The 12,883-nt window shown below is 39.4% G+C and carries 11 protein-coding genes; 4 read left to right on the plus strand and 7 right to left on the minus strand.

Features of this window, described 5'->3' with window-relative positions; genetic code table 11:
- Positions 1–63: 63 nt before the first annotated feature.
- The 4 genes from RM552_RS05790 to RM552_RS05805 form a co-directional block, all read right to left on the minus strand.
- On the minus strand, positions 64–1,428 hold the full coding sequence (locus tag RM552_RS05790) for an MATE family efflux transporter (protein ID WP_311367823.1): 1,365 nt from the start codon (positions 1,426–1,428) through the stop codon (positions 64–66).
- Positions 1,418–2,155: a pseudouridine synthase gene (locus RM552_RS05795; RefSeq protein ID WP_311367824.1), complete on the minus strand. Its 738-nt coding sequence runs from the start codon at positions 2,153–2,155 to the stop codon at positions 1,418–1,420. Before RM552_RS05795 ends, RM552_RS05790 begins: the two co-directional genes overlap by 11 nt.
- Before the next feature lie 132 nt (positions 2,156–2,287).
- On the minus strand, positions 2,288–3,466 hold the full coding sequence (locus tag RM552_RS05800) for a vWA domain-containing protein (protein ID WP_311368285.1): 1,179 nt from the start codon (positions 3,464–3,466) through the stop codon (positions 2,288–2,290).
- Between the two features lies 1 nt (position 3,467).
- Positions 3,468–4,304, minus strand: a complete 837-nt coding sequence (locus RM552_RS05805) for an AAA family ATPase (protein ID WP_311367825.1) — start codon at positions 4,302–4,304, stop codon at positions 3,468–3,470.
- A 309-nt stretch (positions 4,305–4,613) separates the two neighbouring features.
- Between RM552_RS05805 and cysK the strand changes: the two genes are divergently transcribed.
- Positions 4,614–5,579, plus strand: coding sequence for a cysteine synthase A (gene cysK / locus RM552_RS05810; protein WP_311367826.1), 966 nt, complete (start codon positions 4,614–4,616; stop codon positions 5,577–5,579).
- A 172-nt stretch (positions 5,580–5,751) separates the two neighbouring features.
- Positions 5,752–6,204 carry a hypothetical protein gene (locus tag RM552_RS05815; RefSeq protein ID WP_311367827.1) on the plus strand — a complete coding sequence of 151 codons (453 nt, stop codon included), beginning with the start codon at positions 5,752–5,754 and terminating at the stop codon, positions 6,202–6,204.
- 3 nt (positions 6,205–6,207) lie between these two features.
- On the opposite strand, the gene ggt is transcribed toward RM552_RS05815, so the two are convergent.
- Together ggt and RM552_RS05825 are read right to left on the minus strand one after the other, a co-directional pair.
- The gene (ggt, locus tag RM552_RS05820) at positions 6,208–7,965 is read right to left on the minus strand and encodes a gamma-glutamyltransferase (protein WP_311367828.1); all 1,758 of its coding nucleotides are present in this window, start codon (positions 7,963–7,965) and stop codon (positions 6,208–6,210) included.
- A gap of 12 nt (positions 7,966–7,977) precedes the next feature.
- Positions 7,978–8,742 carry an enoyl-CoA hydratase-related protein gene (locus RM552_RS05825; RefSeq protein WP_311367829.1) on the minus strand — a complete coding sequence of 255 codons (765 nt, stop codon included), beginning with the start codon at positions 8,740–8,742 and terminating at the stop codon, positions 7,978–7,980.
- A gap of 88 nt (positions 8,743–8,830) precedes the next feature.
- Between RM552_RS05825 and rrtA the strand changes: the two genes are divergently transcribed.
- Positions 8,831–9,442 (plus strand): rhombosortase, encoded by a 612-nt coding sequence (gene rrtA / locus RM552_RS05830; RefSeq protein ID WP_311367830.1) that lies wholly within the window; start codon positions 8,831–8,833, stop codon positions 9,440–9,442.
- Positions 9,443–9,481: 39 nt separating this feature from the next.
- Here rrtA and RM552_RS05835 read toward each other — a convergent pair whose 3' ends face one another.
- On the minus strand, positions 9,482–12,025 hold the full coding sequence (locus RM552_RS05835; protein ID WP_311367831.1) for a S9 family peptidase: 2,544 nt from the start codon (positions 12,023–12,025) through the stop codon (positions 9,482–9,484).
- 212 nt (positions 12,026–12,237) lie between these two features.
- Between RM552_RS05835 and RM552_RS05840 the strand changes: the two genes are divergently transcribed.
- Complete coding sequence (locus RM552_RS05840) at positions 12,238–12,789, plus strand: glutathione peroxidase (protein WP_311367832.1); 552 nt, start codon at positions 12,238–12,240, stop codon at positions 12,787–12,789.
- Positions 12,790–12,883: the final 94 nt, after the last annotated feature.

The raw sequence follows: 12,883 nt of genomic DNA on the forward strand, positions 1-12,883 counted from the left end.
ACTGTTAGCTCAGCGTAGTGCTGTTTTAGCGCTACGCTTAGCTGACATATAGTTCACGTGGCACTAGTCGAACACTTTATGCTTTTGTATCCATTTAACACGTGTAACGGTCATGACCGCTGCCACACTGAGACCTACGATAAATCCTACCCAAAACCCTGCGGCTTCCATTTTGGGCACAATTAAATCTGTCGTTGCTAATACTGTCCCCACAGGAAACCCTATCAGCCAATAAGCGATAAAACTAATAATAAACATAGCCGTCATGTCTTTATAACCGCGTAATGCATTGGCTGAAACAACTTGTATCGCATCTGAAAATTGAAATAGCGCTGCAAGTATCAACAAACTAGATGCTGCTGCAATCAATGGAGCTTCATTACTGTATAAACCTGCTATTTCTTCGTTAAAGAGTAATATTGTCGTTGCCGTGACAAAAACTGTTAAAATAGCTAATAATAACCCTGCCAAATAGGTTAATTTAGCATGTGCTGAACGCCCTTCCCCTATCAAAAACCCAATTCTGATAGCTAAGGCTAAACCTATGCTCAAAGGCAACATAAATATAAGAGAAGAAACATTCAAAGCAACTTGATGCGATGCCACTGTAAGCGCTCCAAACGGCGCAAGTAAGACCGCAACAATGGCAAATAAACTGACTTCAAATATTAAGGTAAAGGCTATTGGCAATCCCATTTTAAGCAGGCTAAAAATATCGTTTTTCTTAGGTATCAAAAATACGTCATAAAGCCTATAGGGTTTAAGTTTTTTAGCGCTTAAAGTATATAGAAAAGTGACAAATGCCATCACATATATCACGATCATTGTGGCCACACCGCAGCCTACCCCGCCTAGTTCAGGCATTCCATAAAGACCATTTATTAATATATAGTTGGCAGGTATATTAACGAGCAAACCTGCTCCCATAATCATCATTGTGGGCCTGGTTAGCGATAAACCTTCACAATAATTTCGTAAACACTGGTATATGGCAAAGCCAGGTGCAGCTAAAAACACATAAGTCAGATAACCGAGGCTTTTTCCTGAAACATCTTGCGGCATGTCTATTGCGTCGATTAAGGTAGGTAACAAGAACAAACAAAGTAAAGCTACGCCTGCAAAAAACAATAATAAATACATCATTTGCCAAACGTTTTTGGCAACATCATCGACTTTTTTCGCTCCGTCTAGCCTTGAAATAATCGGCGTTAGCGCAAGGCTTATGCCCTGGATAAACACCAACATAGGTAAGCTAATACCAACACCAATCGCAACCGCTGCCATATCGATAGAACTATAGCGTCCCGCCATAATAGTATCTGATACACCCATTAAGGTTTGTGTTATTTGTGCAATGAGTAAAGGCCAGGCAAGTTTCGAAAGAACGTTTAGTTCGCTAACAAAATTCTTTCGGACATTATTTGGCATGTTGAAGAGAAACCTTACTTGAACCCTCAAGCGCTTTATTCATAAGATGTATTTCTTGTTGATCTAAATGTCTATACTGTCCCGGCTTTAAGCCAGCTAAGTTTATGTGCATAATGCGCTTTCTAACAAGTCTTTCTACATCATAACCACAAAATTCACACATACGCCGTATTTGACGATTTAAACCCTGTTGCAGCACAATATCAAAGCTCTTTTTACCAATCATTGTGACTTTGCATGGCAACGTTATTGTATCTAATATTGGCACACCACTGGACATTTTCTTGATGAATAAAGGGTTAATATTCTTATTAACACTTACTCTATAGAGTTTGTCGTGGGTGTTTTCAGCTCTCAGTATTTTATTGACAATATCACCGTCGTTTGTCAGTAAAATCAGGCCTTCTGACGGTTTATCCAAGCGTCCAATTGGAAAGATTCGATGCTTAAACCCAATAGCATCTATGATATTTCCTTTCACTTTTCGTTCTGTTGTACAAATAACTCCTACCGGCTTGTGATAGGCAATATAAATTCTGTCACTTTTGTTTTCTGGCACCGCGTTTACTGCCTTGCCATCGACGGTTACTAGGTCGCTCTCAATCACTTTTGTGCCAAGTTCAGGGCTTTTGTTATTTATTCTAACGCGCCCTTGTTCGATCAACTTGTCGGCTTCACGTCGCGAACAATAACCGGTATCACTTATAAATTTGTTAAGTCTTTTCATTAACAATTTTTCTGTTTCATATTTGGCTGTGTTTTATACGCTTTAAAACAAAAAGCGTCAACTATCATAAATATTTAGAAAATGTTTAGTGGAGTCGTAATAACACTAAATGCAACTAAAACTTCGGAAACACTACTTTTTTAATAGTGCTTTAATGCCGTCAGTTAATCCCTCTAAGGTAAGAGGATACATTTTATCTGAAACTAGTTGTTTCATAATTTGTATTGAAGCATGGTAATGCCAGTAAGCTTCTGCTTGGGGATTAAGCCAAATCGCATATTCAAAATGGTTCAGCATTCGCTGCATCCAGACACTGCCGGGTTCTTCATTCCAATGCTCGACACTGCCACCTGGGTAAGTAATTTCGTAAGGGCCCATAGTGGCATCGCCGACAAATATAACTTTGTAATCTGGGCCATATTTGTGCAATATCGAATAAACATCTGTCATTGCATCGTGACGTCTGCTGTTATCTTTCCATACCCCTTCATAAATACAGTTATGAAAATAAAAAAATTCAATATGCTTAAATTCAGTCGTCGCCGCAGAAAATAATTCTTCACACTGTTTGATATGTGGATCCATAGAGCCACCGATATCAAAAAATAATAATAGCTTTATCGCGTTATGGCGTTCAGGAGCCATTTTTATATCTAAGTATCCTGCATTTTTAGCGGTAGAACTAATCGTATCGTTAATATCGAGTTCCTCGCTTGCCCCTGTTTTGGCAAAACGTCTTAAACGTCGCAAGGCAACTTTAATATTGCGCGTACCTAATTCAACGTCATTCGATAAATTTTTAAAATTTCGCTTATCCCACACCTTTACTGCAGAGTTATTTCGATTTTTCTCTTGCCCTATCCTTATGCCTTCTGGATTGTGTCCATTAGCACCAAATGGCGAAGTGCCACCTGTACCTATCCACTTATTGCCGCCTTCATGACGTTTCTCTTGTTCTTTCAACCGTTCTTGAAAGGCCTCCATGAGTTTATCTAAACCGCCTAGTGCTTCGATTTTCTTCTTTTCTTCGTCACTGAGCATTTTCTCAAGGGCATTTCTCAACCATTCTTCAGGAATGGTTTCGTTAAAAAGGTCTAGCGCTTGTACCCCTTTAAAATACTCCCCAAAGGCCTTGTCATATTTGTCAAATTGACTTTCATCTTTAACCATAACAGTGCGACTTAACAAGTAAAACTCGTCAATATCAGCATAACTTAAGCCTGTTTTCATTACCGCCATTAAGTCCAAAAATTCGGTAATACTAGTCTTAACACGATGTTTTCTTAGGGTGTAGAAAAAATCGACTAACATGTTAGCGACGGGCCATAAACATGAGCTTTTCAAATAAATGTATATCTTGCTCATTTTTCAACAAAGCGCCATATAATGGCGGCAAGGCATTCTTTTTATCTGAGCTATGTAATACATCTGCCGGAATATCGTCAGCAACCAACAACTTCAGCCAATCTATGAGTTCAGAAGTTGATGGTCGTTTTTTTAATCCATTTACTTCTCTAATTTGAAAAAATGAAGTGAGTGCTTGGTCTAACAAATCCTTTTTAATATCTGGATAATGTACTTTGACTATATCTAGCATTTGTTCTCGTTCAGGAAATTCTATGTAGTGAAAAAAGCATCTACGTAAAAATGCGTCTGGTAATTCTTTTTCATTATTCGACGTAATAATAACGATAGGACGCTGTTTGGCGACCACATTTTCTTGAGTTTCATAAACAAAAAATTCCATTTTATCGAGTTCTAGTAGTAAATCGTTAGGAAACTCAATGTCGGCTTTGTCGATCTCATCAATTAACAACACGGGCCGTTTATTGGCAACAAACGCCTGCCATAACTTACCTTTGATTATATAATTATTGACATCTTCTACTCGAGAATCGCCAAGTTGAGAGTCTCGCAACCTAGATACCGCATCGTATTCGTATAGTCCTTGCTGCGCTTTGGTGGTGGATTTTATGTGCCACTGCAGTAAATTTGTGTCTAAGGACTTAGCTAATTGCTCGGCTAACATAGTTTTGCCTGTGCCTGGCTCACCCTTAATCAACAATGGTTTTTCAAGTGTAATTGCCGCATTAACAGCCAGTTGTAGTTGTTTGCTCGCAATATAGTCGTTAGTACCTGTAAACTGCATATTATTCCTATTTTTTAATTCGCCAAAACCATTTTCAATGTGATATTGCTTAAAAAGCACGCTTTAGACATTAACAAAGACCAAGCGGCTCTATGTTATAGCAAAAAAGCACTTTGCTTTTTTGCAGAACACCCTAATCTATACTATTAGTTCAACTGAGCACAATACTGCCACATGCAAGCAAGTGCTCGGTATAATGTACGAATTTTACATAAAACACGACAGTAAAAATTATTAATGAACGCCAGTAAGTCTGAGTGATATAGACTATAAACCTTGTATTTAAAAAGAAAAAAAGGATAAATCCCTATGAACGTATTTGAAGATAGTTCTCTTGCCATTGGCAAAACACCATTAGTAAAACTCAATAGAGTAGTCACCGGTAATGTATATGCCAAAATTGAGTCAAGAAACCCAAGTTTCAGTGTTAAATGCCGAATAGGGGCAAACATGATATGGGACGCTGAAAAATCAGGTGCTCTCACTAAAGATAAAGAAATTATCGAAGCGACAAGTGGTAATACAGGTATTGCATTAGCATTTGTTGCGGCATCAAGGGGATATAAGATCACTTTGACTATGCCAAGCTCCATGAGTTTAGAGCGTAGAAAGTTATTAAAAGCGCTTGGTGCAACCCTGGTATTAACGGAACCGCCAAAGGGCATGAAGGGCGCAGTTGCAAAAGTAGCAGAGTTAATGGAAGCTAACCCTGACAAGTACGTTGCTATGAATCAATTTGATAATCCTGCGAATCCTGAAATACATGAACAAACCACTGGCCCTGAAATTTGGGACGCTACCGACGGTAAAGTCGACGCATTTATAGCCGGCGTTGGCACGGGTGGCACCATCACCGGTACGTCTCGTTACATTAAAAACAGCAAAGGTAAAGCAATCACCACGGTCGCAGTAGAGCCTAAAGATTCACCTGTAATCAGCCAAGCTTTAGCAGGACAGGATTTAACACCTGCACCTCATAAAATTCAGGGCATTGGCGCTGGCTTCATTCCAGGCAACCTTGACTTAAGTATTATTGACGAAGTTGAGAAAGTATCAAACGAAGAATGCATGGAAATGTCTCAAAGACTGATGAAAGAGGAAGGTATTTTAGCCGGCATTTCGTCGGGAGCGGCAGTTGTTGCCGCTGAAAGGTTTGCCGCTCGACCCGAGAATAAAGATAAAATCATTGTCGTATTATTAGCCTCTGGGACAGAACGTTATTTAAGCAGCCCATTATTTGCAGGGCAATTTTCAGACTTAGAAGAAGTTCAATAACAGACAAGGTTTATTGATAGTCGCTTGTTTACATTCAGAGTCACTGAAAGACACAGCTTTGCACTGTGTCTTTTTTTGCTAAAGACTTATCCCCTAATACCAGAGCAACCAACGCTAAATCTTTATTCATAATTGCCGATAAGTAGAGGGTAGAATTTGATATGGAATATTTATGCGTAAATTTTGTTGGATAGTTATACTATGTTTGAGTGTATTTGCTTGTTCGTCTCCCGATGAGGAAGAAGTCAAAGCGGGCAAATATGGAATGATGGGCAGCGATACACCCCAGTATGCTGCAGTGATTTTCATGCGTGCTGTTTATAACGATAAAAATCTAGATAGAGCAACAAAACTTAGTACAGAAAGATTCGCACGAATTTTAAAAGGGTATCACACCAATAAGAATGTTCAGCGTCAAGTATTCAATTTACGTTTAGACGACATGACCACCGAACCTATTTCTGGTGGCGCTTTATTATTTTCGGAAAAACAAAAAAGCGCGGATATCGAAATGAAAATAATTGGGCATTATAACAACAAAAAAATAACCGAGCTAAAAACAATTTCATTAGTCAAAGAAAGCGGAGACTGGAAAGTGAAAAGCGTTAGTAATACCGTTCCTTAACGCTTACTGACCTAAGGCAATTCCTTCTCGTCTTGGGTCGGCTCCGCCTTTAAGCACGCCGTCTTTAATTTGCACGCCGTGCAACCCACTGTTTAAATCGACGATGCGTACCTTGTGACCAAGGTCACTTAGTTTAGATTCCAATTTAACAATATTAGTGCCCTTTTCTAACGCAGTTGATCCATTTCTGTTACTAACGCGCGGCGCATCAATGGCTGTTTGAATATCCATGTCAAAATCGAGTACGTTGACGATTGTTTGCGCGACATAGTTGATGATCCGGCTACCACCTGGCGAACCCACTACCAAAATCAACTCACCTTTATCATCAAACACGATACTAGGACTCATCGCACTGCGTGGGCGTTTATTTGCTTGAGCTCTATTAAGTACCGGTTTGCCATCTTTATTTGGATTTAAAGAAAAATCGGTAAGTTGATTGTTCAATAAAAAGCCGTCAACCATGAGACCTGAACCAAACATAAATTCTATACTGCTGGTCATAGATACTGCATTCCCTTGTTTATCAACAATACTAATATGACTTGTGCTGTCTAATTCATAGGCGTTATCTGTCGTAGTGACTAGCATTGGATATGGTTGACCTGCCGTTTTAGTTGAAAATGGCTGCTTAACACCAACAAGTTTTGCACGTTCGGCTAAATAGTCTTGATTGATTAATGGCTCTGCAGACAGCTCTAAATATGATAAATCTGCTATATATTCGGCACGATCTGCAAATGCCATAGCACTTGCTTGCGTAAATAGATGGACAAATTCTGCACTTTGAGGTCCATATTGGCTTAAATCAAACTGCTCTAATACCTTGAGAATTTGAAAAACCGACACGCCCCCAGAACTTGGCGGGGCCATACCGCAAATTTTGTATTGTCTATATTTGTTGCACATGGGAGCCCGCTCAATAGCCTCATAGTGGGCAAAATCAGTAGCTGATATCGTACCTGGGTTCACCGCTGCTGTGTTCACAGTATCGCTTATATTTTTAGCAATCTGCCCTTTATAAAACACATCAGAACCACCCTTAGCAATAAGTCTAAACGTTTCTGCTAACGCCTTGTTCTTTTTTATATCGCCAGCTTTTATGGCTTTTCCATCAGGTTTAAAGTAGGCCATAGATTCTGGGAATAGGTTCAAACCTGGATGCACATCAATTTCAACTAAACGAGCAAGCCTAGGTGATACCACAAATCCATTTTCTGCCTGAGAAATACTCTCATCAAATAAACTGTCCCAAGAAAGCTTACCAAAAGCAGCTTGTGCCATTTCTAATGCTTTTAATGAACCCGGGACACCTACTGACTTTCCACCGACCACCGCTTGTCGCCAAGCCATAGCTTTGCCATCTTGAATAAATACATTTTCGTCAATCGACGCCGGTGCAGTCTCCCTTCCATCAAAAGTATGAAGTGTTTTATTCGCATTGTCCCAATACATAATAAATGCACCACCGCCAATGCCCGAAGACTGAGGCTCAACGAGTGTCAACATTGCTTGCACTGCAACGGCTGCGTCAATAGCAGTACCGCCATTTTCAATGACTGTTTGGCCTGCTCGAACAGCATAAGGATTAGCGGCAGCAACCATATAATGTTGACTACTGACTAACTGCTTATTTTGCACACCGGTTGCAGCCTCTGGTTCACGGTCCTCGAGCACTACTTTTTCTTCGTTACTTGAGCACGCTCCCAATAAGGCACTTATAATTATCGCTACCACCATTGGCATTTTCTTAAAATTCATTGCTGTTCCGTCTTATTTAAAATAGGTTTTGTTAATTTCACGTTTTTCCAAAAAGGCAGCAAACGCTTCTTTTGCCGGAGGGCTCTGCATTGCTTCTACAAATATTTCTAATTCGCGGTCTATGTGCTCAGAAACTTCTGTTGTATCGTGATTTATTAATTTTTTAGTCTGCATTAAAGCAAGAGCAGGTTTATTGGCAAGCTTTAGCGCAAGTGAGTCAACTTCATGTTGTAAGTTATCATCGGCAATTTTAGTCACAAAGCCCCACTCTAAAGCTTGATCCGAACCAAACGATTCACCCAACATTAACAACTTTTTTGCTACTAGATTGCCAGCGATACGAGGAATTATAAAACTTGAAGCGTATTCTGGTACCAAGCCCAAATTAATAAAAGGCATCGCAAACTTTGTGTTTTTGTGGCAAATAACAAAATCACAGTGCAGTAATAGTGTTGTGCCAATACCAATGGCGAGACCTTCTACTTGTGCGATAACAGGTAAAGGACAATGCAACAATGCATGCATAAAATGGTAGGTGTCTTTAAGCGAAGGATTGCTTTGATTAACTGCTTTAGCAAATTGAGCAACATCATTGCCCGCAGTAAAACAATTTGCGGCGCCTTTTACTATTATCACTTTGACACCGCTTTCAGGCTTTGATGCATTTTCTAACGCTAACCCCATATCTCGATACATTTCTGGAACAAGCGCATTTTTTTTATCGGCGCGATCCATTACAATCGTTAATATGGCATTTTCAAGCTCTTGATGGATCATTATCAATATCCTGCTCTATTATATTGCCTTGCTAATAATATAAGTGTACTTATTCGCGATACGTTAATAAAGACAAAGTCAGTAAACAATGAATATTTTTAATCGCTTTATCAAACAATTGCCTAGCAAGCCTGAGCAATACTTTGCTTATCTTATAATAGGTGCTTTGTGTATCATATTGTTTGCTGTTGATAGTTTTTTTAATCACCAAGCCTATCATTACCTAGCGTTTGAGCGAGAAGGGTTTATTAAATATGAGTACTGGAGAGGTTTAAGCGCTCACTTGTTACATACAAACATTTGGCATTTAATGTTAAATTTGCTCGGCCTATTATTGTTATGGCTGTTACATGGTGATTACGCTAACAGTCGCCGTTTGTTCTTACAGTGTATTGTCTTAGGTGTTGGTATCTCCGCAAGCATTTACTTGTTTGCACCCAATGTTATTTGGTACGTGGGTTTGTCGGGGATTTTACATGGTTTGTTTGTTATCGGCGCTATCATTGATATCCAGAAAAAACGCGCTAGTGGCTATTTATTGCTAGCCGGCGTTATTATTAAAATAGTTGATGAACAATTGAGTGAACCTGACGCCAAATTACAAGCATTGATTCAAGCAAATGTGGTAATTGAAGCTCATTTGTATGGCATAATTTTAGGCTTTGTTATCGGTTTAGCAATCGTATTTAAAAAGAAATAATAAAACACGCTAGCATATCCGCTCCTCTTTTGACCCTACTTACAAATGCGTTTCAAACAATTTAAAGATGCGTCGATATTCATCTAGCCATGAGCTAGGCTGGACAAAACCATGGGGTTCTACCGGATAGATTGCCGTTTCGAAATTTTCTTTTTCTAATTCAATTAAACGTTGCACAAGTCTAACCACATCAACAAAAAAGACGTTATTGTCAACCATCGGTGCATTTATCAATAAGGGTTTATTTAAACCTTCGGCAAAATAAATAGGTGAACTTCTTTCATAGGCGATTGGATCGACATTAGGCGTATTTAATATATTTGATGTATACCCAAGATTGTAATGCGCCCAATCAGACACGGGCCTTAAAGCAGCACCTGCTTGAAATAGCTCTGGTTCATTAAATAGCGACATAAACGTCAAGAACCCACCATAGGACCCACCATAAGTGCCTATTCTGCCTTCATCAACATTCGCGTTATCGACCAGCCATCTCACACCATCTTTTAAGTCTTCTACCTCTGGAGTTCCCATTTGCCGATAAATTGCGGTGCGCCAATCCCGGCCATAACCTGCTGATGCCCTATAGTCCATATCAAGGACAACATACCCTTTTGAGACCAATAAAGAATGAAACATAAACTCCCTGAAGTATCCAGACCAACCAAGGTGCGCGTTTTGCAGATATCCAGCTCCGTGGGTGAATACAACCGCACGTCGTTTTTCATTGCTGTCGGTTTGTTCAGGCAAATAAACGCGTGAATAAATAGGACGTTCTGTATGACTAGATTCTATGGCGACAATTGATGGGGAAGTCCAGGGTATAGACAGAAACTCTGGGCTAACTGTGTTAGTAAGCTTATTAGCCATAACGGATTCTGTAACAGCATCATCTACAGTTACCGTGTATAATTCTGGCGGCATAGTAAGCTTAGAATGGGTTAGCACTAATTCGTTTTCATTAGGGCTCAAGACATACTCAGTTTTACCATTTAAGTCGGTTAAGGCAGTTGCATTTCCCCCTTCACTTGGACGTCGATAAATTTCGTATATGCCAGGATGTTTCTTATTTGCGGTATAATAAAAATAACGGTCATCTTTTGTTAGCACAACATCGTCAACCACAAAATTACCTTGTGTAATAGCTTTTAAGTCCCCGTCTAGGGCTTTTGTATATAGTTGTGAATAGCCCGATTCTTCACTAAGTAGCCACAAACTGAGTGAATTATCAAACCAAGCAAACTGATTAAATCTATAATTTATCCATGCTTTGTCGTGAGCACGATGTTGGTTGGTTAGTTGAGGTTTTTCAACATCGACCGTGACAATCCATCTGTCTTTGTTATCCCACGCTTCTAACATCAGCGCTACATGTGAACTTGAATCATGCCACTTTATAGGTGACTGAGTAGACAACAAACGTACTTCTCGAGGTAATCTGTTGGGTGTATATGTTTTACCAACACGAGTTGCATTCTCTGCTTTTACGGAAGCCAATACATCTTCATTCACCCCAGGTAAAGCTTTGTAACTCAATCGTTTCTGAGTGTTCGCTCGTAAGTCTAAAAAATGTATATCATGAGCTTGTGGTTCTGCATCGGCGACTCGTTTTCTTACCGCTTGTGCGGCTATTCGTCCGTCTTCCTGAATGTAGTGCGGCATGATATCAGTATCAGAACGCGTTGGCGTATTTTCACGGGTTACCACAATCGCGTACTTGCCATCAGGCGAAACACTCGCGGCTACATTGGTATCACTTTTATTAAAATAAAAGGTAGAGACCATATGTGAGGGGTTTTCCTGCTTTACTTTCTGGTCAAACTCAAACCTATCTTGTTTGTTTTTCCGCTGCACTTGAATATATTTAATTAATTTAATTTGCTCTTTAGCGATATAATCTTTGGGTGCATCGACTGCCGTAGGGGCTTTACCAAAATACCATTCAAACAACTGTTCTTGCTTGCCGGTGTTAACATCTACTGCATAAAAACGACTGCCCTGTTGATAAGAAAGTCCAGTTTTTTTGTAATAGGATAGATTAAATGCTCTATCACTACTTTTAGTCAATTGAGTAACTTTTTTCGTCTGTTTGTTTTGCGCAAATACATTACCTTCATGAATCCATCCAACAAAATCAAAGTCTTGATCATCTACTATTACATCATAATCATATAAATGCCGATCTTGATGTTCAACAATAATGCCATTGCCTTGATTAGCACTGGTGATAAATAAATCTCGTACTACTGCACCTTCGCGCTTTCGAGAATACAAAATGCTATCTCCATCTGCCGAGAAATATGCATTTTCGGGCTGCCTACCCAACCAATCTGGGTCAGACATTATTTGTTCCATTGTCAATGAGACGGGTGCTGCCTGCTCAAGTACACGCGTATCAATTTGAAGCGTTTTTTGTTCAATCGTTTTTGTATTTATGATGGATGAGGTCTTAGAGGAGTCTATATTAACTGCTGCAGTTGAACTGCTATCGGTTGCGTTGCAACTAAAGAGTACACTTGTACCAATAATGACAGCGATTAATTGAAATTTATTTGAAGGTAAAGCGGTCTTATTTAAGTTCATTCAGCATTCTCGATTGCATTTTGCGATATGTGGATAATTAATTTGATACAGCATGGATAGTATAGCCATGTTTAAAATAAATAATAATAAGCCTATTGTAGTTTAGCGTACATATTAAAACTAATTGTACACAAATTGGAAGAAGTGTGATCTAAAGCTAGAGCATCTCGTTATGAATAACGTAAATCACCTAATTATATAAAGGACCGTCAATGAAAAAATTATCAATAGTATTAGGCGCAATGATCGCCTCTGCTGCTTCTACCACATTGGCAGCAGATTGCCCCGATGTATTAAAGCACATGAAGCGAAAATTAAACTCACAAGAAATAGTAAACATGTGTGATGCTTACGCAGGGAAGGCGGTGTTATTTGTAAACACGGCAAGCAAGTGCGGGTTTACTCCTCAATTTGAGGGGCTAGAGAAACTATATGATACTTTTAAAAATGACGGCCTGGTCGTTGTTGGTTTTCCGTCCAATTCTTTTGCGCAAGAATATGATGATGAAAGTAAAACTGCTGAAATCTGTGAACTGACCTATGGCGTTAATTTTCCAATGTTTGAGCCAATCGACGTTAGAGGTGAAGACGCAGACCCGCTCTATGCTCAACTAGCAGAGGAAACGGGTAAACAACCTAAGTGGAATTTTAACAAATATTTGTTAAATAAAGAAGGTAACTCCATTGTCCACTATGGAAGCCGTGTTAAGCCCGATGATGAAGACTTTTTAGCGGATATTTCTGCTGCTCTAAAAGACGAATAAGCTTTTAAAAACAAAAAAAGCCCCGCACAATCGCGGGGCTCAACACACTCAACTAGGAACACACAAACAATTTCGTTAACTCAATCCGAATTAT

The organism is Glaciecola petra (assembly GCF_031846345.1).
Classification (GTDB): Bacteria; Pseudomonadota; Gammaproteobacteria; order Enterobacterales; family Alteromonadaceae; genus Glaciecola; species Glaciecola petra.